The organism is Pseudomonas veronii (genome assembly GCF_001439695.1).
Taxonomy (GTDB): Bacteria; Pseudomonadota; Gammaproteobacteria; order Pseudomonadales; family Pseudomonadaceae; genus Aquipseudomonas; species Aquipseudomonas veronii.
Map to the genome: position 1 here is coordinate 25360 of NZ_JYLL01000040.1, position 26058 is coordinate 51417.

Annotated in this window: 20 protein-coding genes; 11 read left to right on the plus strand and 9 right to left on the minus strand. The window is 58.8% G+C overall.

All coding sequences use genetic code 11. From position 1 onward, the window contains the following. Window positions 1-20: 20 nt before the first annotated feature. Window positions 21-1739, plus strand: coding sequence for a C13 family peptidase (locus TU80_RS28580; protein WP_057005934.1), 1719 nt, complete (start codon window positions 21-23; stop codon window positions 1737-1739). A 30-nt stretch (window positions 1740-1769) separates the two neighbouring features. Beyond that, the gene (locus tag TU80_RS28585) at window positions 1770-2411 is read left to right on the plus strand and encodes an oxidoreductase (protein ID WP_046381921.1); all 642 of its coding nucleotides are present in this window, start codon (window positions 1770-1772) and stop codon (window positions 2409-2411) included. Between the two features lie 59 nt (window positions 2412-2470). On the opposite strand, the gene TU80_RS28590 is transcribed toward TU80_RS28585, so the two are convergent. The 5 genes from TU80_RS28590 to TU80_RS28610 form a co-directional block, all read right to left on the minus strand. Beyond that, window positions 2471-2755 carry a YceK/YidQ family lipoprotein gene (locus tag TU80_RS28590; protein ID WP_017848357.1) on the minus strand — a complete coding sequence of 95 codons (285 nt, stop codon included), beginning with the start codon at window positions 2753-2755 and terminating at the stop codon, window positions 2471-2473. Next, a complete protein-coding gene (gene ubiX / locus TU80_RS28595; RefSeq protein WP_010206807.1) occupies window positions 2748-3377 on the minus strand; it encodes a flavin prenyltransferase UbiX in 630 nt (209 codons plus the stop codon). The genes TU80_RS28590 and ubiX overlap by 8 nt, the downstream gene beginning before the upstream one ends. After that, on the minus strand, window positions 3374-4723 hold the full coding sequence (gene mpl, locus TU80_RS28600; protein ID WP_057005935.1) for a UDP-N-acetylmuramate:L-alanyl-gamma-D-glutamyl-meso-diaminopimelate ligase: 1350 nt from the start codon (window positions 4721-4723) through the stop codon (window positions 3374-3376). Before mpl ends, ubiX begins: the two co-directional genes overlap by 4 nt. A gap of 195 nt (window positions 4724-4918) precedes the next feature. Continuing rightward, window positions 4919-5995: a hypothetical protein gene (locus tag TU80_RS32875; protein WP_134939558.1), complete on the minus strand. Its 1077-nt coding sequence runs from the start codon at window positions 5993-5995 to the stop codon at window positions 4919-4921. A 211-nt stretch (window positions 5996-6206) separates the two neighbouring features. Further along, window positions 6207-8132 carry a sigma-54-dependent Fis family transcriptional regulator gene (locus tag TU80_RS28610; protein WP_057005937.1) on the minus strand — a complete coding sequence of 642 codons (1926 nt, stop codon included), beginning with the start codon at window positions 8130-8132 and terminating at the stop codon, window positions 6207-6209. Between the two features lie 274 nt (window positions 8133-8406). On the opposite strand from TU80_RS28610, the gene exaC reads away from it, so the two are divergent. From exaC to TU80_RS28655, 9 genes are all read left to right on the plus strand, one after another. After that, window positions 8407-9927, plus strand: coding sequence for an acetaldehyde dehydrogenase ExaC (gene exaC, locus TU80_RS28615; protein ID WP_017848361.1), 1521 nt, complete (start codon window positions 8407-8409; stop codon window positions 9925-9927). A gap of 184 nt (window positions 9928-10111) precedes the next feature. Then, a complete protein-coding gene (eat, locus tag TU80_RS28620) occupies window positions 10112-11545 on the plus strand; it encodes an ethanolamine permease (protein WP_017848362.1) in 1434 nt (477 codons plus the stop codon). 63 nt (window positions 11546-11608) lie between these two features. After that, window positions 11609-13003, plus strand: coding sequence for an ethanolamine ammonia-lyase subunit EutB (locus tag TU80_RS28625; RefSeq protein ID WP_017848363.1), 1395 nt, complete (start codon window positions 11609-11611; stop codon window positions 13001-13003). Beyond that, window positions 13000-13833 carry an ethanolamine ammonia-lyase subunit EutC gene (gene eutC, locus TU80_RS28630; protein ID WP_017848364.1) on the plus strand — a complete coding sequence of 278 codons (834 nt, stop codon included), beginning with the start codon at window positions 13000-13002 and terminating at the stop codon, window positions 13831-13833. Before TU80_RS28625 ends, eutC begins: the two co-directional genes overlap by 4 nt. Before the next feature lie 92 nt (window positions 13834-13925). After that, window positions 13926-14384 carry a GNAT family N-acetyltransferase gene (locus tag TU80_RS28635; protein ID WP_017848365.1) on the plus strand — a complete coding sequence of 153 codons (459 nt, stop codon included), beginning with the start codon at window positions 13926-13928 and terminating at the stop codon, window positions 14382-14384. Between the two features lie 309 nt (window positions 14385-14693). Beyond that, window positions 14694-15350, plus strand: a complete 657-nt coding sequence (locus TU80_RS28640; protein ID WP_057005938.1) for a DedA family protein — start codon at window positions 14694-14696, stop codon at window positions 15348-15350. 6 nt (window positions 15351-15356) lie between these two features. Continuing rightward, window positions 15357-16172 (plus strand): M90 family metallopeptidase, encoded by an 816-nt coding sequence (locus tag TU80_RS28645; protein ID WP_057005939.1) that lies wholly within the window; start codon window positions 15357-15359, stop codon window positions 16170-16172. A 107-nt stretch (window positions 16173-16279) separates the two neighbouring features. Continuing rightward, window positions 16280-16807, plus strand: coding sequence for an inorganic diphosphatase (gene ppa, locus TU80_RS28650; RefSeq protein WP_003176323.1), 528 nt, complete (start codon window positions 16280-16282; stop codon window positions 16805-16807). Window positions 16808-17021: 214 nt separating this feature from the next. After that, window positions 17022-17795: a LexA family transcriptional regulator gene (locus TU80_RS28655; RefSeq protein ID WP_046381915.1), complete on the plus strand. Its 774-nt coding sequence runs from the start codon at window positions 17022-17024 to the stop codon at window positions 17793-17795. A 337-nt stretch (window positions 17796-18132) separates the two neighbouring features. On the opposite strand, the gene TU80_RS28660 is transcribed toward TU80_RS28655, so the two are convergent. The 4 genes from TU80_RS28660 to TU80_RS28675 are packed head-to-tail and all read right to left on the minus strand — an operon-like array spanning window position 18133 to window position 25286. Further along, window positions 18133-19332, minus strand: a complete 1200-nt coding sequence (locus tag TU80_RS28660) for a GIY-YIG nuclease family protein (protein ID WP_057005941.1) — start codon at window positions 19330-19332, stop codon at window positions 18133-18135. Next, window positions 19325-21439 (minus strand): DEAD/DEAH box helicase, encoded by a 2115-nt coding sequence (locus TU80_RS28665; protein WP_057005942.1) that lies wholly within the window; start codon window positions 21437-21439, stop codon window positions 19325-19327. The genes TU80_RS28660 and TU80_RS28665 overlap by 8 nt, the downstream gene beginning before the upstream one ends. After that, window positions 21436-22497 (minus strand): PDDEXK nuclease domain-containing protein, encoded by a 1062-nt coding sequence (locus tag TU80_RS28670; protein ID WP_057005943.1) that lies wholly within the window; start codon window positions 22495-22497, stop codon window positions 21436-21438. Before TU80_RS28670 ends, TU80_RS28665 begins: the two co-directional genes overlap by 4 nt. Next, window positions 22494-25286 (minus strand): class I SAM-dependent DNA methyltransferase, encoded by a 2793-nt coding sequence (locus TU80_RS28675; RefSeq protein WP_057005944.1) that lies wholly within the window; start codon window positions 25284-25286, stop codon window positions 22494-22496. The genes TU80_RS28670 and TU80_RS28675 overlap by 4 nt, the downstream gene beginning before the upstream one ends. Between the last annotated feature and the right edge of the window lie 772 nt (window positions 25287-26058).

The following is a 26058-nucleotide window of genomic DNA, read 5'->3' on the forward strand; positions in this document are numbered from 1 at the left end:
TCAATTATCCGGATCCCGCTATGCGCCCACTCGCTCCCCTTGCCCTTGTCCTGTTGCTCACCGCTTGCGGAGACGGCGAATCGCTGTTGCCGCCCGATGCGCGCCTGCCCGACGGCGGCCGTTACCGGGGTGATGTGGTCAATGGCTTGCTGCAAGGCCAGGGCCGCGTGGACTACCCCAACGGCAGTTGGTACGCCGGCCAGTTCGACAAAGGCCAGTGGCACGGCCAGGGCGAATGGCATGGCAGCAACGGCGAAGTCTATAAAGGCCAGTTCCAGCAAGGCCTGTTTGACGGCCAGGGCAGCCTGACCACTGCGGGCAGCCACTATGTCGGTGGCTTCAAGCAAGGCCGGCGCAACGGCGAAGGCACCCTCAAAGAGGGGCAAATGACCTATCGCGGCGAATTCAAGGACGACCAGTATTCCGGCCTCGGGCGCCTGGAGCTGGCCGACGGCAGCCAATACCAGGGCCAGTTCGCCCACGGCAAGCCCAACGGCGAAGGCCAGCGCAACGACGACAGCGGCAACCAGTTCAGCGGCCACTTCGTCGATGGCCAGCTGGAAGGCAACGGCACCTTCAACAGCGCTGACGGCGACATCTACGTCGGCCAGTTCAAACAGAACCAATTGAACGGCAAGGGTCGCTACGAAAACGCCGACGGCGACGTGTGGATCGGCCAGTTCAAGGAAGGCGCCCTCGGCGGCAAGGGCGAGTTGATCGGCGTCGATGGCAGCCACTACATTGGCCAGTTCAGCGATTGGCGCTTCAGCGGCGAAGGCCGCCTGAACCTCACCGACGGCAGCTTCTATATCGGCGGTTTCGACAGCGACAACTACCAGGGCCGCGGCACCCTGGTGCTCGCCGACGGCACCGTGCAAGCCGGCACCTGGGTCAACGGCATGCGCGTGCGCGACGCCGACGGCAAGCTGTTGCCCGACCCGTTGGAAATCGGCGTGCTGGCCCAAGGCCGCCTGCTCGATGCTGCCCTCGCCGCCGTGCCTCCTTCGACCCCCGCCGTGGAACTGTACACCCTGGTACTCGCCGGCGACGGCAAACAGAGCGTGTTCCTGCGCGAAGCCGATTACGTCAGCAACATGCTCGCCAGCCGCTTCGGTGCGCGCGGGCAGATTCGCCTGGTCAACCACCGCGACCATATCGCCGACCGCCCGCTGGCTACCCGCGAAAGCCTGCGCCGTGCGGTGCAGACCCTGGCCGAACGCAGCGGGCCGGAGGACCTGGTGTTTATCTACCTGACCAGCCACGGCACCCACGAAAGCGAACTGGTGCTCGATCAGCCGCGCATGGAGCTGGCCGACCTGCCGGCCGATGAGCTCGCCGCAGTACTCACGCCGTTGAAGAACCGCGACAAGGTCGTGGTGATTTCCGCGTGCTACTCCGGCGGTTTCATTCCCGCGCTGAAAGACGAGCACACCTTGATCATGACCGCTTCCCGCGCCGACCGCGTGTCGTTTGGCTGCTCCGAGGAAGCCGACTTCACCTACTTCGGCGATGCCCTTTTCGCCCAAGCCTTCAACCAGACCGACGACTTGCAGCAAGCCTTCAAGCTGGCGCAACTGCACGTGACCGAACGCGAACAGGCGGACAACTTCGAAGCCTCCGAACCGCAGATCTGGGCCCCCAAAGGCGTGATCGCCCATTGGCAACTATTACGCAAGCAGCAAGCACGAAAGGCGCTCGAAAGCGTCTCAATGAATAGCAAGGAAGCTAAAGGCAACTAAGCTGTAACGTGTAACAAAGGGGGAAACACCATGTACCTGACGCCTCAGCATATTTTGCTCGCAGGAGCCTCTGGCCTGACCGGCGAACACCTGCTCGATCGCCTGCTCAACGAACCCACCGTGACCCGTGTGCTGGCGCCCAGCCGCAAGCCGTTGGCCGAACATCCACGCCTGGAAAACCCAGTGGGCGACCCGGCGGTGGTCCTGCCGCAACTGCGTGGCCAGGTCGATATCGCCTTCTGCTGCCTGGGCACCACGATCAAGCAAGCCGGCTCCGAGGAAGCCTTTCGCGCGATCGACCTGGACCTGGTCGTGGCCTTTGCCAAGCGCGCACGGGAAATGGGCGCGCGGCACCTGATTGTCATCAGCGCGATTGGCGCCGACCCGAAATCCTCGATCTTCTACAACCGGATCAAAGGGCAAATGGAAGACGCCTTGAAAGCCCAGGGTTGGCCGCAACTGACCATCGTGCGGCCGTCGCTGTTGCTGGGGGAGCGCCTCGAACCGCGCCTGGCCGAGCAATTGGCCGGGCCGTTGTCACGGCTGATTCCAGGCAAGTACCACGGCATCGAAGTGTGCGAACTGGCACGCGCCATGTGGCGCCTGGCGCTGGAAGAGCAAGATGGTGTGCGCGTGGTCGAATCGGATGAGTTGCGCAAGCTGGGTAAATAAACCCTGCCAACCGAGCTGCCAGCTCAACATGTGGGTTCAGATGGGGCCTGAGCGCGGAGTCACAGCCCACCCGTGGCGTTGAACCCTACCCCCAACACCGTCAACACCGACAGCGGCAACAGCAGGGTATCGAGCAACGCGCTGGCTGGCAGGTCGACGCCGGGATAGCTCGGCGCCTCGGCGCCAAAACGGTCCATCGCGCAACAGCCGCCGTTCATCGCATACAGGTCCAGCCGCGTGCCGGCATACACCACCGGCGCGCCAGGCTTCGCCGCATCCAGCGTGCGCGCGGTGGCGCAGCCCGCCAGTTGCAACGCCAGCAACACCAACAGCGCCTTATTCATCGCTGCTCAAATGGTGCTCACCCCAACGCGGGAGCATGTCCTGGGGAATGTTCAGCAGGTTGAGAATCCGCGCCACCACAAAATCCACCAGGTCATCGATGGTCTGCGGCTGGTGATAGAAACCGGGCGACGCCGGCAAGATGGTCACTCCCATGTTCGACAACTTGAGCATGTGCTCCAGGTGAATGCTCGAATACGGCGCCTCACGCGGCACCAAAATCAGCTGGCGCCGCTCTTTCAACGTCACATCGGCGGCCCGTTCGATCAAATTGTTGCAGGCGCCCGTGGCAATCGCCGACAACGTACCGGTGGAACACGGCACCACCACCATCGCCGCCGGCGCGCCGGAGCCGGAGGCCACCGGCGACATCCAATCCTCTTTACCGTAAACCTTGATCTGCCCCGCCGCCGCACCGGTGTACTCGGTGAGGAACGCCTGCATCATCTGCACCTTGGGCGGCAGCGCGACATCGGTCTCGGTGGCCATCACCAGTTGCGCGGCCTTGGAGATCAAGAAATGAACTTCACGCTCCTCGCGCACCAGGCAGTCGAGCAGGCGCAAGCCATAGGGCGCGCCGGATGCGCCGGTCATCGCCAGCGTCACGCGCTCGGGCCCGCTCATTTCAGGGCCTCGGCCAATTTGCCGTGCAGGCCGCCGAAGCCGCCGTTGCTCATGACCACCACGTGGGTGCCGGGCGTGGCCTGTTGCTTGACGTGTTCAATGATGCCTTCGATCGAATCGCAGACCGTCGACGGCACGTGACACAGCGCCGCAATGGCGGGCAGGTCCCAGCCGAGGTTGGCCGGTGCGTACCAGACCACTTGGTCCGCATCATTGACGCTCTCCGGCAAGCCATCACGGTGCGCGCCGAGCTTCATGGAGTTGGAGCGCGGTTCGATAATCGCAATGATCGGCGCATCACCGACCCGCTTGCGCAGGCCATCAAGGGTGGTGGCAATCGCCGTCGGGTGGTGGGCAAAGTCGTCGTAGATGGTAATCCCATTCACATCGGCAACCTTTTCCATGCGTCGTTTCACACTTTTGAACGCACTCAGGGCCGCGATGCCCATGGAAGGCACCACGCCAACATGCCGTGCCGCCGCCAAGGTGACCAGGGCGTTGGCAACGTTGTGCTGGCCGGTCATGTCCCAGTCGACCACACCCTGGGCCTCGCCTTCGAACAGCACTTCAAATGTCGAACCGTCTTCACTGAGCAACCTGACCTGCCACTGCCCGCCCGCGCCGGTGGTTTGCACCGGCGTCCAGCAGCCCATGTCGATGACGCGCTGCAAGGCCGGCTCGGTGGTCGGGTGGATCACCAGGCCCTCACTCGGGATGGTGCGTACCAAATGGTGGAACTGCCGCTCGATGGCCGCCAGATCGGGGAAGATATCCGCGTGATCGAACTCCAGGTTATTCAGGATCGCCGTGCGCGGGCGGTAGTGGACAAACTTGGAGCGTTTGTCGAAGAACGCGCTGTCGTATTCATCGGCTTCGATCACGAAGAACGGCGTATCGCCCAGGCGCGCCGACACCGAGAAGTTCTGCGGTACGCCGCCGATCAGGAAACCCGGGCTCATGCCCGCGTGCTCCAGCACCCAGGCTAGCATGCTGCTGGTGGTGGTCTTGCCGTGCGTACCAGCGACCGCCAGCACCCAGCGCCCTTGCAGCACATGGTCGGCCAACCATTGAGGGCCGGACACATACGGCAAACCTTTGTTCAGTACGTACTCGACCGCCGCGTTGCCCCGAGACATGGCGTTGCCGATCACCACCAGGTCGGGGACCGGATCGAATTGGGATGGATCATAGCCCTGGGTCAACTCGATGCCCTGGGCTTGCAGTTGCGTACTCATGGGCGGATAGACGTTGGCATCGGAACCCGTCACATGGTGGCCCAACTCCTTGGCCAGAACCGCCATCGAGCCCATGAAAGTACCGCAAATACCGAGAATATGAATGTGCATGGTCGACCTCGTAAAACATCGAGGCAGGTTAGCGCAGGGAGGGGGAAATCGCACTCTTTTAGCGGTACACGCCAGCTCAATCGTCTGAATTCGGCCGGCAGTGCGGTCGTTGAGCCCGGTGCCGTCACCCGCCGTGACTGCACCGGACTCAGCGTATACGAGGGGTCATTATGGGGTGTCAATTAATAACCCGCATCAGACAAACTGCATCGAGGATGGCGGCCCCTTCGGCTCCAACACCGTATTGATACGGGAGATCTGGTTTAAAACAGCCTGATTGCGTCGATCCAATGTTTCAAGGCGGCGCACAGGGTCTTTCTCGGTGGCGGCGGTATCACTTTTAAAAGGCCTGAATATAAAATCATTTTCCTTAGAGATTAATTCCAAGTTCGACTCGACGGTGTCGTATTGCTTTTCCAACATATCAAGTCGGGCAGTTGTCTCGGTTGGCCAATCGGGGCTTTTATCCAAGGCTTGACCCTCGCTCCCTTCGGTATAGGCCTGGATCGTATTACTGACCAAGAGCAGTTTTAATTCTGCATTGTCCAAGTGCAACGCCAGGTCTTGCGGCGATGAAGGACTCGGCGCCGATCCCGCCACACCGTTCTGTTGACTCGGCGCGGGCTGGTGCGCGGGAGGAAGTAAGGGGGTATTGGCGCTGAACGCCCCCTTGATCTGCTCGCCACTCCATACGGAGCCTGCGTAAGTACCAATACTCAATGGCGTACTGACCAAGCCGTTGACTGCGGCATTCACGAAAGCGTCCCGTGTCACGGTTTTCAGATCTGGCCCGGTCTTGAACACGCCAGCCTTGACCAGGCGATCGGCAGTGACGAGGTTTTGCGCCACCTCGCCAAACGTCTTGGGAACGGGGTGAGACCTGGAAGGAAGGGTAGAGCCCCCGAACCGGTTGTTATTAATCAGATCTCGAAAGGGCTTATTAGATGCATGAGTGGAAGGTGGGTTTGAGAAAAACGGTCCCTTATTAACCTGAGTATATTGACCGGGCGTCCCAGACGGCACGCGGGAAGTGCTATGCGTCGGCCTGCGGAAAAAACGTCCGAAATCAATTCCCCTTTTGCTACGAACCTGCGTGTCCGAGTTCAAACGTTCAGCATCATAAGTAAGCTCGGAGCGATCATTTTGCCAAGTAGCCGAAGCGGCGTTGCGCGGGTTACCGGTCGATCCAGTATTATTGGCAGCTTGAGTAACATCAGCTGAAACGTCACTGGACGGTACTGTAGTATAAGTTGGAACACCTGTAACATTCATAATCATCACCTTAGTCAGTCAATAAAAACTTGCATTCACTGGGTGACAAAAATATCTATCTCAGTTCCACCGAAACAACATTACATGCATTTACTTCCGCGCCAGCCAGGACATACTTTTTCAACAATTAACCCACAAAAGCAAAAACAGTAAATCCCCCTACAACCAACAATTAAAAACCGCCCCCACACATTCGACAACAACTTACGAATTACAACGCCGAACGCAGTTCAATGCCATGTTTGCGTAACTTTCGATATAACGTGTTGCGGCTCACCCCCAACCGTTCAGCCACAAGGGTCATATGCCAGCGCTGCTGCGTCAGGACCTTCAACAATGCCAGGCGCTCGGCATCCTCAAGCAGCGACAGCGGGGGGACATCCGCAGCAGGCGTAGTCAAGGACGCCGGGCGGATCATCGGCGGCAAATCATCGACACCGATCAACGCGCCGTCACACAGTGCAACCAGGGTACGCAACACCGTGCGCAACTGCCGCACATTGCCCGGCCAGGCGAACGCCAGCAATGCCTGACGCGCGCCGGCATCGAGCGTTATCGTCTGCTCCCCGGCTTCCTGGGCCAGCAGAAAATCCAGCAATTGCGGCTTATCACTGCGCTCGCGCAACGGCGGCAAGCCGATTTCGAGGCCATTGAGTCGGTAGTACAAATCTTCACGAAAGCTGCCGGCCTGCACACGCTGCAACAAATCACGGTGGGTGGCGCTGATGACTCTCACGTTTACCGCCTGGGGCTCGCCGCCGATGGGCACTACCAGGCGATCCTCCAGCACCCTCAAGAGCCGGGTTTGCAAAGCCAGGGGCATGTCGCCGATTTCATCCAGGAACAACGTGCCCCCATCTGCCTGTTGCAGCTTGCCGCGCATGCCTTCCTTGCGGGCACCGGTGAAACTGCCGCCGCGATAGCCGAACAGTTCGCTTTCGATCAGGCTTTCCGGGATGGCGGCGCAGTTGAGCGCAACAAAAGCCTTGTCCGCACGCTGGCTGGCCTGGTGTACGGCCTTGGCGAAGGCCTCTTTGCCGGAACCGGTTTCACCGTTGACCAGCAGCGGCACATCACGTTCGAACACGCGCAACGCCTTGCGAAAATCGCTTTGCAACGCGGAATCGCCCAGGCAGATACCGAGCAGACGCTCGGGCTTGGCGGCAACCACCGGCTGCGGCGGTACGGGCACCGGCACACTGCGCGGCTGGCCGCGCAACGCGGCAAACAGATGTCGACCGTCCCGCGTCCGCAGCGGCCAACTCGCTGTGGCATTGGCGCTGGCGCGGCCCAGCAGTTGATCCAGGGTGCATTCGAAAAGCGCTTCCACAGGCTGCCCCAGCAAGCCACCACGCATCTGCCCCAACAGGTTCAGGGCACTTTGGTTGACTGCGCAAATGCGCCCTTCACCGTCGAACGCCAGCAGCCCTTCACTGAACAAGCCCACGGACTCCGCCTGCAAGTGAAAACGCAGCAGCCAGTGGTGTTCAAAGTGACGCAGGAAGTAACAACTCTCGATCATCTTCGCCGACAGGTTGACCAGCGCCATGGTGTGGAACTGGCTCTGACGCGACACCGCTTCCCGCGCCGACGACACGTCCAGCACCGCCAGCAACTCACCATGGGGATCGAACACCGGGCTCGCCGAACAGGTCAGCCCGGTGTGGCGCCCGCGAAAATGCTCATCGCGGTGAATGGTCAACGACTGGCGCTCCACCAGGCAGGTGCCGATGCCATTGGTGCCTTCGCAGGCCTCGCTCCAGTCGGCGCCGAGCCACAACCCGGCGCGCTCGAAAATCTTGCGCTCGGACGGCGCGGTGACGCAGTTGAGGATCACCCCGCGCGCGTCGGTGAGCAGCACGGCGTGACCGGCGCCCGAAAGTTGCTGATGCAGGCTGTTCATCTCGCCGCCAGCGATGTGCAGCACCTGCTGCAGGCGCTCGCGGCTTTCCAGCAGACGGCCATGTTCGAGCACGGTGGGGGCGATGCTCAGCGCAGGGTCGAGGTGATAATCCTCCAGGCAACGCAGCCAGGAGCGGGCGATGGACGGGTCGCTGCCGGGGCCCTGGGAAAGGTCTTGCCCACGGGTCACGGTCAAGACTTGCTGGGCATGGCGACTGAAATGATCGTGATGCATGTTCTTATTATTCTCCCTGCGTGAGAACGTCCAGCATCCCCCAGCCACCCGGCCATTGCAATCCCGCGCCGACCCACCGGTCACAGGTTGTACCGTGCATGGCACAAACTGTCACACAGACTGTACCAAGGCTGGCACAGCCGCACTTTTTGGCTCTCGCCAACCCCCTGATTTAACTGGCTTGCAAGGCAGTGGCCCGACCTTTGCTCTACGCTTTATCAAGCGCTTGCCGCGCTGCACTCCAATAAACATAAAAAGCCAGGAGATACCCACCATGCGTTACGCACACCCCGGTACTGAAGGCGCCATCGTTTCGTTCAAGGCCAAGTACGGCAACTACATCGGCGGCGAATTCGTGGCGCCGATCGATGGCAACTACTTCACCAACACTTCCCCGGTCAACGGCAAGCCCATCGCCGAATTCCCACGTTCCACCGCCAAAGACATCGACAAGGCGCTGGACGCCGCGCATGCCGCCGCCGACGCCTGGGGCAAAACCTCTGCCCAGGACCGCTCGCTGGTGCTGCTGAAGATCGCCGACCGTATCGAACAGAACCTCGAACTGCTGGCCATCACCGAAACCTGGGACAACGGCAAGGCCGTGCGTGAAACCCTCAACGCCGACATCCCGCTGGCCGCCGACCACTTCCGCTACTTCGCCGGTTGCATCCGCGCCCAGGAAGGCAGCAGCGCCGAAATCAACGAACACACCGCCGCCTATCACTTCCATGAGCCCCTGGGCGTGGTCGGCCAGATCATCCCGTGGAACTTCCCGCTGCTGATGGCCGCCTGGAAACTCGCCCCGGCCCTGGCCGCCGGCAACTGCGTGGTGCTCAAGCCGGCCGAGCAAACCCCGCTGGGCATCAACGTGCTGATGGAAGTCATCGGCGACCTGCTGCCGCCGGGCGTGCTGAACGTGGTCCACGGTTTCGGCAAAGAAGCCGGCGAAGCCCTGGCCACCAGCAAGCGCATCGCCAAGATCGCCTTCACCGGCTCTACCCCGGTGGGCGCGCACATCATGCATTGCGCGGCCGAGAACATTATTCCGTCCACCGTTGAACTGGGTGGCAAGTCGCCGAACATCTTCTTCGCCGACATCATGAAAGCCGAACCGCAATTCATCGAGAAAGCCGCCGAAGGCTTGGTGCTGGCGTTCTTCAACCAGGGCGAAGTGTGTACCTGCCCATCCCGCGCGCTGGTGGAAGAGTCGATCTACGACGACTTCATGAAAGTGGTGATGAAGAAGGTCGCGTCGATCAAGCGTGGCGACCCGCTGGACACCGACACCATGGTCGGCGCCCAGGCGTCCGAGCAGCAGTTCGACAAGATCCTGTCGTACCTGGAAATCGCCAAGGGCGAAGGCGCCGAGTTGCTGGCCGGCGGCAAGGTCGAGAAGCTGACAGGTGATCTGGCCACCGGCTATTACATCCAGCCGACCCTGCTCAAGGGCACCAACAAGATGCGGGTGTTCCAGGAAGAAATCTTCGGCCCGGTGGTGAGCATCACCACCTTCAAGGATGAAGCCGAAGCCCTGGCGATCGCCAACGACACCGAGTTCGGCCTCGGCGCCGGCCTGTGGACCCGCGACATCAACCGCGCCTACCGCATGGGCCGGGCGATCAAGGCGGGCCGCGTGTGGACCAACTGCTACCACCTGTACCCGGCGCATGCCGCGTTTGGCGGTTACAAGAAGTCCGGCGTCGGTCGTGAAACCCACAAGATGATGTTGGATCACTACCAGCAGACCAAGAACCTGCTGGTGAGCTACGACATCAATCCATTGGGCTTCTTCTAACCCAACACCGCCGGGGCGATAACCGCCCCCGTAGGAGCGAGCTTGCTCGCGAAGAACCTCAACGATTACGCGGATAGCCTGGCTCTGCGCGGTGCTCTGAAGTTTTTCGCGAGCAAACTCGCTCCTACATTACCCGGCGACAACTTGTCGGGACCAAAACAATAAGAATGAAAGGTACTTTCCCATGCCTAGCGAACCCACTGGATCCTCCGTCGACTTCGAAAAAGTCGATTCCCAATACTTCCAACAACGCGAACTGAAAAAAGGCGCCGCCGGCTGGGTGCTGCTGGTCGGCCTTGGCGTTGCCTACGTGATCTCCGGCGACTACGCCGGCTGGAACTTCGGCCTGGCCCAGGGTGGCTGGGGCGGCATGTTCCTCGCCACATTACTGATGGCCACCATGTACCTGTGCATGTGCTTTTCCCTGGCCGAACTGTCTTCCATGATTCCTACTGCCGGCGGTGGCTACGGTTTTGCCCGCAGCGCCTTTGGCCCTTGGGGCGGGTTCCTGACGGGCACCGCGATCCTGATCGAATACGCCATCGCCCCCGCCGCCATCGCGGTGTTCATCGGCGCCTATTGCGAGTCGTTGTTCGGCATCGGCGGCTGGATGATTTACCTGGCGTTCTACATCATCTTCATCGGCATCCATATCTTTGGCGTGGGTGAAGCCTTGAAGCTGATGTTTGTCATCACCGCCGTCGCCGCCATTGCACTGGGCGTGTTCCTGGTCTCGATGGTGCCGCACTTCAACGTCGCCAACCTGCTCGACATCCCGGTGACCGACGCCAAGGGCGCCAGCACCTTCCTGCCATTCGGCTACGTCGGCGTGTGGGCGGCGATTCCGTATGCGATCTGGTTCTTCCTGGCAGTCGAAGGCGTGCCGCTGGCGGCCGAAGAAACCAAGAACCCGAAGCGCGACCTGCCCCGCGGCCTGATCGGCGCCATTGTGGTGCTGACCAGTTTTGCCCTGCTGATCCTGGTGATTGCACCGGGCGGCGCTGGCACCTACGCGCTGATCAAGTCCGGCAACCCGCTGGTTGAAGCGTTGGCGCTGTCGTATGGCGGCTCGACCTGGATGGGCAGCTTCGTCAACCTGGTCGGCCTGGCGGGCTTGATCGCCAGCTTTTTCTCGATTATTTACGCCTATTCGCGGCAGATCTTCGCGTTGTCCCGCGCCGGCTACCTGCCGCGCAAACTGTCCCAGACCAACAAAAGCAAGGCGCCGGTCCTGGCGCTGGTGATCCCCGGCATTATCGGTTTCGGCCTGTCGCTGACCGGCCAGGGCGACCTGCTGATTCTGGTGGCGGTGTTTGGCGCGACCATTTCCTACGTGCTGATGATGGCCGCGCACATCACCCTGCGCATCCGTCGCCCCAAAATGGATCGTCCGTACCGCACGCCAGGCGGCATCTTTACCTCCGGCGTGGCCCTGGTATTGGCCTGCGTGGCCGTGGTGGCGGGCTTTCTGGTCGACCCGCGAGTGGTGATTGGCGCTGCAATCATCTATGGAGTATTAATTGCTTACTTTGCTTTCTACAGCCGGCATCACTTGGTAGCAGGCACGCCGGAAGAAGAGTTCGCGGCGATCCAGGCCGCAGAGGCCGCCTTGCACTGACTGCCGTAAACCTCGACGCGGGCGCCTTACCCATATTTGCCCGCGTCATCAAGGAGACACTGTATGGCAAGTTTTTCCCACGCGGTGGGTGCATCGACCTACCGCTTCGACAGCCTCAAGGACGTGATGGCCAAGGCCAGCCCCGCCCGTTCAGGCGACTTCCTCGCTGGCGTCGCCGCACAGAACGATGGCGAGCGGGTGGCGGCGCAAATGGCCTTGGCGAATATCCCGCTGAAGCACTTCCTGCAAGAGGCGCTGATTCCCTATGAAAGCGACGAAGTCACCCGGCTGATCATCGACACCCACGATAAACAGGCGTTTACCGCCGTCAGCCACCTGACCGTCGGCGGCCTGCGCGACTGGCTGCTCAGTGACGCAGCCGATGAACAATCCCTACGCGCCTTGGCGCCAGGGCTGACACCAGAAATGGCCGCCGCCGTGTCGAAGATCATGCGCGTGCAAGACCTGGTACTGGTCGCGCAGAAGATCCGCGTGGTCACCCGGTTTCGCGGCACCATGGGCCTGCGCGGCCGCTTGTCGACCCGCCTGCAACCCAACCACCCCACCGACGAACCGGCGGGCATCGCGGCGAGCATTCTCGACGGACTGCTGTACGGCAACGGCGACGCCATGATCGGCATCAACCCGGCCACCGACAGCATCGCCTCGATCTGCGCCATGCTGGAGATGCTCGACGCGATCATCCAGCGTTACGAAATCCCCACCCAGGCCTGCGTGCTGACCCACGTCACCACCTCCATCGAAGCCATCAACCGTGGCGTGCCGCTGGACCTGGTGTTCCAGTCGATCGCCGGCACCGAGGCGGCCAACGCCAGTTTCGGCATCAGCCTGAGCGTGCTGCAGGAGGGCTACGAAGCAGGCCTGAGCCTGAACCGTGGCACCCTCGGGCAGAACCTGATGTATTTCGAAACCGGCCAGGGCAGCGCCTTGTCGGCCAACGCGCACTTCGGCGTCGACCAGCAAACCTGTGAAACCCGCGCCTACGCCGTGGCCCGGCACTTCAAGCCGTTCCTGGTGAACACCGTGGTCGGTTTTATCGGCCCCGAGTACCTGTACAACGGCAAACAGATCATCCGCGCCGGCCTCGAAGACCACTTCTGCGGCAAGCTGCTGGGGGTGCCGATGGGTTGCGACATCTGCTACACCAACCACGCCGAAGCCGACCAGGACGACATGGACACCCTGCTGACCCTGCTGGGCGTGGCCGGGATCAACTTCATCATGGGCATTCCCGGTTCCGACGACATCATGCTCAACTACCAGACCACCTCGTTCCACGACGCCCTGTACGCCCGCCAGACATTGGGTTTAAAGCCGGCGCCGGAGTTTGAACAGTGGCTGGCGAACATGGGCATTTTCACGCAAGCCGACGGCAAAGTGCGCTTCGGCAACAGCCTGCCACCGGCGTTTCGCCACGCCTTGGCGCAATTGGGATGAAGGAGCCGCCCGTGCAACCAGACTTACCCGAAAACCCGTGGCTGGAACTGCGTCGCCTGACCCCGGCGCGCATCGCCCTGGGCCGTACTGGCACCAGCATCCCCACCAGCGCACAGTTGGACTTCCAATTCGCCCACGCCCAGGCGCGGGACGCGGTCCACCTGCCCTTCGACCACGTCGGCCTCAGCACTCAGCTCGCCGAACGCGGGCGTGACAGCCTGTTGCTGCACAGCGCCGCCGTCGACCGCCACAGCTACCTGCAACGCCCGGACCTGGGGCGGCGTCTGAGCGATGAGTCAGCCCAGGCGCTGCGCGACCATGCGGCGGCCAACCCCGGCGGTATCGACCTGGCCGTGGTGGTGGCCGATGGTTTGTCGGCGTTGGCGGTGCATAAACACACGTTGCCGTTTCTCACGCGCATGGAGGAACAGACCCACGCCGAAGGCTGGTCCTTGTCACCGGTGATCCTGGTGGAACAGGGCCGCGTCGCGGTGGCCGATGAGATTGGCCAGTTACTCGGCGCCAAGATGGTGGTGATCCTCATCGGTGAACGACCGGGGCTCAGTTCGCCGGACAGCCTGGGCCTGTATTTCACCTACAACCCCAAGGTTGGCCTCACCGACGCGTACCGCAACTGCATCTCCAACGTGCGCCTGGAGGGTTTGAGTTATGGCATGGCGGCCCATCGCCTGTTGTACTTGATGCGGGAGGCCTGCCGTCGGCAGTTGTCGGGGGTCAACCTCAAGGATGAGGCGCAGGTTCAGACCATCGAGTCAGATGACCCGGACTTGGTGAAAGGCAATTTCCTGCTCAGCCCGCCCACCGACTGATCCCCGCACGATTGCGCTTTTTCGCGTCTTTAGGCAGCATCGAGTCACGGCCGCTCGCGTGGTCATATACCATCTGGAAGTTGAGGCCTGGCATGCGGATCACTCAAGCGACCCTGGAACACCTGGACCTGTTGACCCCGTTATTCGTCAAATACCGCGAGTTCTACGGGGCGCTGCCGTTCCCGGACTCTTCGCGGGCCTTCCTGGAAAAACGCCTGCGCCGCAAGGAATCGGTGATCTACCTGGCCCTGGCCGATGACGACGACAAACGCTTGCTCGGGTTCTGTCAGCTGTACCCGAGCTTTTCTTCGTTGTCGCTCAAACGGGTGTGGATCCTCAACGACATCTATGTCGCCGAAGACGCGCGCCGGCAATTGGTAGCCGACAACCTGATGCGCGCGGCGAAGAAGATGGCCAAGGAAACCCATGCGGTGCGGCTGCGGGTGTCGACCAGCAGCAACAATAACGTGGCGCAGAAGACGTATGAGTCGATGGGTTTTCGCGAAGACAGCGAGTTCAAGAACTACGTGTTGCCGATCAGCGAAGACTGACCCCATCCCCCAAGCCCCCCAAAATTCCTGTGGGAGGAGCTTGCTCCCGATAGCCGTGGACCCGTCAGACTATTTATAACTGACACGCGCCCATCGGGGGCAAGCCCCCTCCCACATTTGGTTCGGTGGTGCTCTGGGAGCAGAGTGCCATGACATCCCCCGCTACAAAACCCACACACTCTTTTCACTTCTCAATCCGTATAATGCCGACCTTTCAGGGTTGTAAGAAGCGCGACAAATACTTGTAGCCTTATTACCCGAGCCTCCGCACAGGCCTGCTGAGTCGGGCCATTCACACAGGTGCCATCCATGGATTTCAACCCGCTTGACCTTATCCTGCATCTCGACGTCTACCTCGACCTGCTGGTAAAAAATTACGGTCTGTGGATCTACGCCATTCTGTTCCTTGTAATCTTTTGCGAAACCGGCCTGGTGGTCATGCCGTTCCTGCCGGGTGATTCATTACTGTTCATTGCCGGCGCGGTGGCGGCGGGTGGCGGCATGGACCCGGTCTTGCTCGCCGGTCTATTGATGTTGGCGGCGATCCTCGGCGACAGCACCAACTACGTGATCGGGCGAACAGCCGGCGAACGCCTGTTCAGCAACCCGAACTCGAAAATCTTCCGCCGCGACTACCTGCAAAAAACCCACGACTTCTACGACAAGCACGGCGGCAAAACCGTGACCCTGGCGCGTTTCCTGCCGATCCTGCGCACCTTTGCGCCGTTCGTCGCCGGTATCGCGAAAATGCCCTACCCGCGCTTCTTCGGCTTCAGCGTGCTGGGCACCGTCTTCTGGGTCGGCGGCCTGGTAACCCTGGGCTACTTCTTCGGCAACGTGCCGTTCATCAAGAAAAACCTCTCGCTGCTGGTGGTGTTCATCATCCTGCTGTCGCTGGTGCCGATGATCATCAGCGTGTTCCGCAGCCGCTTTGGTCGCGCGTCTTCCGAAGCCAAGCCGCAGTAACCTGCGATGTGGTCCCTCAGCGCCTGGCGTCGCCGGCGCCTGTTGGCCAAGCACCCGATTGCCGATGACACCTGGCAGCGGGTGCGCGAGCACCTGACCTTCCTCGACGGCATCAGCGCCGAGCAAGACCAGTGGCTGCGCGAAGCCTGCGTGGTGTTTCTCGCCGAAAAACACCTCACCGCCCTGCCCGGCGTCGAGCTGCACCAGGAACAACGCCTGCTGCTCGCCGCCCAGGCGCAACTGCCACTGATGAACCTCGGCGACCTCGACTGGTATCAGGGCTTCCACGAGATCGTGCTGTACCCCGACGACTTCCTCAGCCCGCAACGTCATCGCGATGCCAGTGGCGTCGAGCACGAGTGGGACGGCGAGCACAGCGGCGAAGCCTGGCAACAAGGCCCGGTGATCCTCGCCTGGCCCGGCGTGCTGGCCAGCGGCAACTGGGAAGGCTACAACCTGGTGATCCACGAACTGGCGCACAAGCTCGACATGCTCAACGGCGACGCCAACGGCCTGCCGCCCCTGCACCACGACATGCGCGTGCAAGACTGGGCCCGCGTGATGCAAGGCGCCTACGATGAGCTTAACCGTCAACTGGACGCCAACCCCGACGCCGAAACCGCCATCGACCCCTACGCCGCCGAAAACCCGGCGGAATTTTTCGCGGTCACCAGCGAATATTTTTTCAGCGCGCCAGATTTATTGGTGGAAAGTTATCCACAGGTGTACGCCCAACTCAGTCATTTTTACCGCCAGGACCCTCTGGCCCGCCTCGCGCAGCTGCAAGCGCACGACCCGCGTTATCAGCCACAAGGCGAATGACTGTACGACGTCTGGTGCATGGCATCGGCGTCAGAATATGCCTATAATCGCCGCCACTTTTAGGCCAATCCGGCCATGTACATGGCCAACTACGGGGGCAACGCCCAATGAGCTACAGCAAGATTCCGGCTGGCAAAGACCTGCCGAACGACATCTACGTCGCCATCGAGATTCCGGCCAACCACGCGCCGATCAAATACGAAATCGACAAAGACAGCGACTGCCTGTTCGTTGACCGGTTCATGGCCACCCCGATGTTCTACCCGGCCAACTACGGTTTCATCCCCAACACCCTGGCTGACGACGGCGACCCCCTCGACGTGCTGGTCGTAACCCCTTACCCGGTTACCCCGGGCTCGGTTATCCGCGCGCGTCCAGTCGGCATCCTGAACATGACCGACGACGGCGGCGGCGATGCCAAAGTCATCGCAGTACCCCACGACAAGCTGTCCCAGCTGTACGTGGACGTGAAGGAATACACCGATCTGCCGCCACTGCTGCTGGAACAGATCAAGCACTTCTTCGAGAACTACAAAGACCTCGAAAAAGGCAAATGGGTGAAGATCGACGGTTGGGGCAACGCAGACGCCGCCCGCGCCGAGATCATGAAGTCGGTCGCTGCCTACAAAGGCTGATACCGGCTCCTCATTGCCCCGGCAATCAAAAAAGCCCCGATCATTCGGGGCTTTTTTTGTGGAAAAAATTAAACGCCAAGTTCAATTATTAACACTCTATGTTGAACTAAGCAGCGCCAACGAAAGATCAGGCTACAACTAAGTAAAAACCTACACCGGCAATTGAACGCATAGTTTATTTGATCTATTTTCCCGGCCAGTAAACTCAGCGTTTATGAATACATCAGGTGATCGCTTAAAAGCGCTATTACGGGAAGTTCATCTTTCCGCTTCCGACTTCGCCAAGAACCGCGGCGTCACGCCTCAGCACGTGAACAACTGGTTCAAACGCGGTGTTCCCATGGGCCGACTCAACGAAATCGCAGAACTGTTGTGCGTCTCCAGCCGCTGGCTGCACGCCGGTGTAGGCCCTAAACACCCACCGGCCAACTTCCTGTTGGACGCTCAAGATGCAAGGAAAGCATTGCCCACCCGCGAAGAAAGCGGCAAATACCTCACAGGCCCGGCCCGTTCCCCGGAAACAATCGATGTGGAGATCACCCTCCATCCGTCCTTCACCTCAACCGAACGTATCCGCCTCTCCCGTCACACCCTCGAGACCTTAAACGTAAACCCCGACCGCGCCCTCGGCGCCTACATGGTCGATAACAGCATGGTCGACATCATCCAACAAGGCGCCACGCTCGCCATCGACCGCGGCCGCACCCAAATCATCGACGGCGAAATCTACGCCGTCGAACACGACGACATGCTGCGCATCAAATACCTCTACAACCGCCCCGGCGGCGGCCTGCGCATGCGCAGCCACAACGCCGGCGAACACCCCGACGAATACCTGACCTTCGATCAACGCTTCGAACAGAACTTCCAGATCGTCGGCTGGGTGTTCTGGTGGTCCACCCTCAACAACCGCCGCCCACCCGTGCCGCTGGATGAACACCTGCTGGGCTGGGAAGGCTCTAAATCGGATACGGAGGTGGGCAACTGAGGTGAATGTGGGTATCATGCGCCGCACATTTGGCAGGGGCTGGTTTTAGGCCATTCACCCTGCCAGGCGATGCGGAAAAACTCCCGCGGATGCCCTGACTATTCAGCCAGACGCGATGTTGGCTGAGCGATTTGAAGGCTGGTGAGGTTTGTCAAAAACAAGCTGAGGCGGTCCCCGAGAAGCCGGCCACAAGCCGGCTTTTTAATGTCTTTTTGAAAGCAACCCTCATCTACTGAAAACCGCATACTGACATCGCAGTACCGTTACTTGCAGTTAGCAGAAAAATTTAGTGGCCGCCCAGAAGAGTTTCAGGATCAGACAAGATCACTATACTTCATCAGTGTCTTTGGCTGACCAGGCGAGCCGAGTGGAGATCATAGACCACATCGGTAATCGACCCATCTCGAATGCGCTCAACCGCTTCATTGATCACATGCAGCGGCACCAGGAACCACTCCCTAGGTTTAACTGGATGGCCGAAGCGATCTTCGATGGTCAAGTCTAGCTGTGCTGCGCCGAACAGGCGGTGGAAGATGTTTTCCAGCCGGGTGCGGTTCAGGTTGTGAAGCTTGTAAGTTGCGACCACCTCCACATCGGCCAACAGGTAGGTGGCATCTTTCGCCGCCGCCGCGATACGCGTTTCCACTCGGCCACCGGTTACGCCGATCTTGTGGATCAGCTCGCGGTGCTCGGCCACGTAGGGATGGTTGGACAGGCTGCGTAACACATAAATGGTGCCAGTCTCGATGTCGTCCGGCTCGGTTATGTCGCTAAACAGTGGGCCAGAGTCTACTTTGATGATCCGAGACCCTGCACGTCCGTCACCGTCTTTATATAGCGCCCGCTGCAAGGATCGTAATAGCAGATCACTTTCTGTCTCATTGGAGTAGATGACCCGCAAACGCCCATTCGTCTCCGCATTTGGCGTCTTGTAGGTGTCTCCCACCTCAGCGACATAGGCAATGAGCCCGCTCAGAATGAAAAAGTCCCCGACCTCGATGCTGGCGTTCTTGCCAAAGGGCTTGGTTACCCACAGTTTTTGCTTGAGGCCTGCTTCCACCTCGTCAAACAGTGGCTTAAAGCTCTCGAAGTCTTTACATGGGTTCCGGGCGGCAATTTCTTCTGCCGCCTTTATTGCCGCGCTGGAACGCACATGCCGCAGCACGGTGATGTCGTCCTGGTCGACAGACTCACTGCCGATGCCCAGCTCGGCGAGCAAGGCGTCCTCATCTAGGTCATTCACATTTACCGTGGCTACCGCAGCACCTGACAGTAGCCCGTGACTATCCAAGCCTGCCAATAGGGCTTGTGCTTCCGGTAGCTTGCGAAGCTGATCCAATCGAACAGCGTACAGGCGCTCGAAGATGTCGCGGTCTTCACCATGTAGTGGGGCGCGGCCATGGGTCTGATAGAAGCGCTGAATGTCCTCGAAACCAGCGATGATGCGTTCTTCGCGAGGGGTTCGAGTGGCTGTCTTTAGTGAGGGAACTTCTACCCCTAGCGCATTCAGTAGGTCGTCATCGTTCATCTTAGCCATTAGCGGATTCTCCCTGTGCCGCTTTGGCTTGGGCGCGGTACCGGGCGAACGCAACCACGCCTTCAGCCATTCGTTTCTCCCAGACATCGGCAGAGTTGATGTCTGGTAACCGACCACGCTCGTTTTTGAACTGCAGGGCGCGCATTGCTAAGTCTCGTGCTTCGCTTTCAGGAATGCTCACCTTCTTGGCTGCAATGCTGGCCTGCACCTGACGCAGGGATTTTTCATCCATCGCCTTAGCCAGCACCGCATAGGCGGCTTCAAAAGGGTTGATGCGGTCGATCAGATCAATGTCTAGCTCGCGCACGTTGACGAATTTGCGCACGCCTTCCAGCAGAGACGTACTGCCTTGTAAGGCGCCACTCTCGCTGGAGTCGGTCTGAGCCAACATCAATTTGGCCTGTTGGGTAATGTTCATGGCCGCGATGGCATGCTGACGGATTGCTTCTTGGTCGACGTCGCTCAAGTCGGGGTAACGCTCGCGCACGATCTTGCCCATGCGCAGTTGGGTCAGCTCTTCGGGTAGGGTGTTTTCCTTGTCGAATAGGCCGCGTTCCAGCACGGTTTTGTCCTGCAGGAAGCTGGTTACCACCTCGTTCAAGTCTTCTTTGCAGATGCGCGTGGCTTCTGTGCTTTGCGGCGTGGTCAGACCGTTGATTTCGACATGGTACTGACCTGTGGTTTCATTCACACCCAGATTGGTGCCACCTGATTGATAGCCCTCACCACCGTTGTAAATGAAGCCTTCTTTCGGCCCAGTATCTTTCGGGGTGAACTCATAGCGCGGGGCAAGCACCTGTTCCATCAGTAGGCTGGCGGAAATGGCCTTAAGCATATCATTCACTGCTTCGGCTACAGCCGCTTGGTCGGCCATAGGCTCAGCGATCAAGTTGGTGAAGCGCGAGCGCTCCTTGCCCTCAGCATCACGCGTGGCGCGGCCGATGATTTGCACTATTTCGGTCAGGCTCGAACGGTAGCCGATGGTCAGCGCATGCTCGCACCAGATCCAGTCGAAGCCTTCCTTCGCCATGCCCAGTGCGATGATCACATCCACGTTGTCTCGGTTGTTCTTCTGCATAGGGTCCTTCAGTGCATTGAGCACTTTGGAGCGCCTGGACGCATCGCTGTCATCCACCAAGTCTGCCACTTTCAGCGTGCGACCGTCCTTGGCTTTGATGAGGTGGAAGCCGGTGGCAGGGTCGACACCCTGCCAATCACCCAGCGCACTCATAATTTCGTTGACCTCGCGCTCCTTGTCTTTGAGGCTTTCACGCGCAGCGGGATGAGGAATATGTACGATAGTTTTCAGCACTGGGTCCAGCACCTTGGCGACAGCATCCACATACTTGCCTGTGTAGAAGAAGTAGCCGATGTCCAGCGACTTGAGCCAGCGGTAGCCGTTGAGCTGTTCGTAGTAGGTGTAAGTCACCGTCTCAAACCTGCTTTCTTCCGCCGGCGCCAGCACAGCTTCGCTATCGCCACGAAAATAAGAGCCTGTCATGGCGACCAAATGCACTTTATCGCGACTGATAAACGCACTTAGCTGTCCACCCAACTTGTTGTCCGGGTTAGCGGAAACGTGGTGGAACTCATCGATGGCGATCAGGCGGTTGTCGAAAGCTTCGATACCCAACTCTTCCACGGCAAAACGGAAGGTGGCATGGGTGCAGACCAATATTTTGTCGGGGCTATTCAGGAAAGCGCGTACGGCCTCGACCTTGGTCTTGGCCACTCGCGGCTCGTCAATGCCTGGTGCATTGCATAGGTTCCACTGCGGAGCTACTTGCCAGTCCCAGTAAAAACCAAACTTGCTCAGCGGCTCATCGGCGAAACTACCGCCAATGGAGCGCTCCGGCACCACGACAATTGCCTGTTGCAAGTCCTGGTTATGTAGCTTATCCAGCGCTATAAACATCAGGGCACGGGACTTACCTGATGCTGGGGGCGACTTGATCAGCAAGTACTGTTCGCCGCGCTTGGCATAGGCACGTTCCTGCATGGTACGCATGCCCAACTCATTGGCCTTGCTGGAGGCGCCAGTGTGCGCTGTAGCAATGGATACCGACGGCACCGTGTAGCTGTTGGTCGGGTTGGTACTGTTAGTCACTGTGATTCATCCTCCATGAGGGTGCCGTCGCCTGCAAGTTCACGTTCAATCTGTTCAATGCTGGGCAGGCTGGTTTGCAATTCGGCAGGTAGCGATTCGAGCAATTTGTACTCGGCAATGCCCATGGGCTGAGTCTTATCGCCCAGCGCATATTCGGCCACGATCTTGTTTTTGCTCTTGCAGAGTAAAAGGCCGATGGTGGGGGTGTCGTGTTCACCTTTGACCTGGCGATCCACAGCCGTCATATAAAACCCAAGCTGGCCTAGGTGCTCGGGCTTGAACTTGCCGGCCTTGAGTTCGATCACCACATAGCAGCGCAGCTTGAGGTGGTAGAACAGCAAGTCGATGAAGAACTCGTCACCACCTACATCCAGCAGTACCTGCCGCCCGACAAATGCAAAGCCTGCGCCCAGTTCCAATAGAAACTCGGTGACGTGCTTGACTAGGGCATGTTCGATCTCGCGCTCTTGCGCTTCATCGCGCAGACCTAGGAAGTCAAAACGATAAGGATCTTTCAGCGACTCGCGGGCCAGGTCGGACTGCGCCTTGGGCAAGCTGATATCGAAGTTAGTGACCGCTGCACCACTGCGCTCCAGCAGGCGGGTTTCGATATGGATGTTCAGCACATTACGCGACCAACCATGCACAACCGCGCTCTGGGCATAGGCCAGACGCTGCTGTGGGTCTTTCAGCTTGGTCAGCAACACCAGGTTATGCCCCCAGGGCAATTGTCCAACAGCCTGTTGGACAATTGCGGCATCCGGCCAAGCCTCCGCAAAGGCTCGCATATACATTAGGTTGGCACGGGAAAATCCCTTCATCTCAGGAAAGGCGGTACGCAAGTCGTGTGCCAGTCTCTCGATCACCTTGGCACCCCAGCCCTGCTGTGCCTGCCGGGTCAAAATATCTTTGCCGATCCGCCAGTACAGGTACACCAGTTCGCGGTTTACAGCCAGCGTGGCACGCTGTTGGGCTTTGTGGATGCGGCTTTTGAGGTCGGCCAGCCACTCGCCGTAGCCCTCGGGTGGGGTTGTCAGGCTAGCAGAGGTGTCGCTCATGCCATCTTTCCTCGTGGTTTTTTCGGCGTGGCCTTCGCTGTATCAGCTGTCATCTTGGTGTAGAGGTCAAACAGCTTTTCCAGCCGTTCGGTGTCGTTTCTAAAGCGACGGCCGATGTAGATACGCTCCAGCACTTCATCGTTGCGTTCATGGGCGTGCCGCAGGTTGTCCGGCATGGACTCTGGATCGTATAGGTCGGCAATGGTGGCAGGAAAATGCGCTTCGCGAGCCAGAAGAATGTCCTCGGCACTGCGGGTCAGATCGGCCTTGTTCTGCTCGGTAAGCAGTGGGGCGGGAAAGGTGTTCCAGCAGAGTGTATTTGTAAATCTGTAATCTGTTCTCATCCGTGCACAAACGGCGGATACCCAAGAAAGCATCATGCGAGAAACCACGATACTTAGTACCCAGATTTCCGCACAGGGCATTCCGAAGGCAAGATTCGAGATTGCGACCTCTGCAGGCAGTAAATCTGCAGGTAGATATGCTCGATTCTCAGAGCTTGTTACAGGAACACAGATCGAAGGTACGCTTGGTAGTGGCTTACGCTCATCGAATCTATAAGCCCAATTTGCCGCTTTTCTAGTTGCCAATTTGGTACTGAGCAACCGAAACGAACGGACTTTAGCAACTCGATCAGCGACCGAGTTGATTGACATCGCGTTGTCAACATCTTCATCTTCAATCCAGATGCAAAACCTACTTGCCCCCCGAATCAGCTCCAATGACCCAATAAAGGGTCGAATGAATTGCTTGGCTTGACTTTCATTAAGCCCCATTTCTTTCAAATCGGCTCTGTCCAGAAGTAGATGACCGCCGTCAGTAGGGGAGTTCCCGCGCTCAAACTCAGGCAGTCCTGCAATCTGCTTTCGGGTTGCCTCGATTATTATATTGGAGCCTGGAATTAGGTAGGCATTGATGGTCGGCACCTCTCGTAAAACAGAGTTTTCTTGTGCGTCAGAGTGGTAGAGTTTTTTTACGCCAGTTTTGCACAATGCAATCCCAACGATAACAACGGTAACTCCAGCATTATGACTAGCCAGGTTTCTCCAGTTAAATGAGGTGTGAGCAAAATTGATCTCATACCCAACGCCAAATACAAGAGGCCATAGGATGGACGCCTGTTGCCCCTGACAAATAGAATTGGTTGCCACAAATCCCGCCGAGGAACTTGCCTGAGATCGGAAGTCGGATGCTTTTAAAAACCATCCCGCAACATAATCTAAAGATCTCCAGTTTGGAGTGAGGTGTCCGAAGACGGCCTCAAGATCTGATTTCTGTTCTTCGGTTTGCCGCTTGCTTCCTAGATATGGTGGATTTCCACAAATGTAAGTCTCGCCGCCTTCATTCACGAAGTCTATTTCTGTTTGATTGAGCGGCGTTCCGAATAGGTCATCGGCAAGCACTTTGACCCCTGTCCCTGTTGGGGGACAGATGCTCAACCAGTCCAAGCGCAGCGCATTTCCGCAGACAATCCAGTTCTGCGCATTCAAGGGTAGGAACTCGGCTAGGGCATCCTGCTGACCGCGATACAACACATCGCACTGAAACTCGGCGATGATCAGCGCTAGCCGGGCAATCTCTGCCGGAAAGTCGCGTAATTCAATACCGCGAAAGTTGGTCAACGGAATTTCCGATTTATTGTTGGCCTCGCCGCGACAGCGATTGATCTCTGCCTCGATCTCGCGCATCTGTTTGTAAGCAATGACCAAGAAGTTTCCAGAGCCACAGGCGGGGTCAAATACCCGGATACGCGCCATACGTTTGCGGAGGTTCAGCAGTTTGGCCTTATTGTCACCGGCAGCTTCCAGCTGTGCACGCAGGCCATCCAGAAATAGAGGGTTCAGCACCTTCAGGATGTTGGGCACACTGGTGTAGTGCATACCCAGTGCACCGCGCTCTTCATCATCGGCTACGGCCTGGATCATGCTGCCGAAGATATCGGGATTAATTTTTTGCCAGTTCAGTTTACCAGCGTGCAGCAGGTAAGTACGCGCCATGCGCGTAAAGCGAGGCGCTTCAGTACTGCCGGAGAATAGGCCGCCGTTGACATACGGGAACTTGTCTGCCCAGCTAGGTAAGCGTGATTGCGCACTGGCGCGATCTTCACGCTTGACGTTCATAGCGCGAAAAATTTCCGAAAGCACCTGATCAGTGTTGGATCCGTCACGCTCGCTGAACTGCTCTACCGTTTTGGTAAACAGCCCATCACCATTGAAGATGTCGGTGTCTTCGGCAAAAAAGCAGAACACCAGCCGCGCCATAAAGTGGTTCATATCAGCGCGGCGCTCGGCTTTGGCCCAGTCCGGATTCTCATTCAGCAGTTCGACGTACAGCTTGTTCAGGCGGCTGGTGGCGCGCACGTCGATGGGGTTGTCCTTGATCTCCTTAATGGTGGAGATACCGGCCAAGGGCAACAAGAAGCCGAAGTGATTGGGGAGGTCCTGGTAATCGCAGGTGATGGTTTCACCTGTAATTAGCTCTTCGGCCTCCAGTATTTGCCCGTCGGTAGCAAGGATGAACTTGGCTTTGGCTTTTGTGGTGGCCGGGCTGGCGCGCAATGACTTGAGCGTTTCGCCCACGCTACCAGACTCGCATGAGGCGATATGAATGTTGCTGCGCAGTAGCACGCCGCCAGGCACGTCGGAAGCGTTGTTGTTGCCGGCACGCAAGCGTTTGAGGGCTGTTTCCTTATTGCCAAAAGCAGCCAGGAAGACAAACGGAAACTCCGCCGCGTCAAAAGGCTCAAGGGCTAGGTCCGAAATAGCGGACTCAATTTCTACTGCATTCATGATTTACCACTGTCCAGATCGCGTATGCACGAGTACGGCGAATTAAGCCGTTAATTTTGCGGATGATGGCTAGACCACTTGAGGGCTTCAACCTTCGTGCCGGCCACGGTCTGACATGATAACCCCGATAGCCTCGAACAAGGTCGTATCGCGTACAGCGACAGCGGAGCTACTGGGTTGGCGCGGGCTGCATTTACATTTTGGCTGGGCGCAGAGCGAATCAAGGGTTTGTTACGACTCCCAGCTCTCTAGGGCAAGGACTCAGCTCCCTTCAACCGTTTGAAGCGGACTGAATTTCGCCAAAAAGGTAGGGACGCTTCTATCCCTACCTCCCGACGCCACACGGAGTGACAGCTTGCGGATCATCGTTGAAAATTCGGTTGAGCGGGTAGACCGTATCCACCCAAACCATGACTTGGAAAGGGATTAGATTGATGTGAATCAAGGACCGGACACTAATGACCCTCGGATCGGATGTCATTATTGAGGGTTCTGCCCGACGAAAAAGCGGTTAGCCCAACCACAAAAAAGCCGGTCAAATGCCGTGCAAAAATCACTAAAAGTGGGGGGGGGGATCTGAGCGCTTTCTTAAACACATAACTTATTGTTTTTCAAACACCCACATCAATAAAAAGCTAACCACAAGCCTAATGCCAGTCAGTTAAGCTGACTGGCATTTTTATTTCTGATCGGATACTTCGGTGATTTCAGCCGAATCGCCCGAGGATAAACGCGCTCCTCACGTCGATGCGGCAGCACGTAGTGCGGCGCT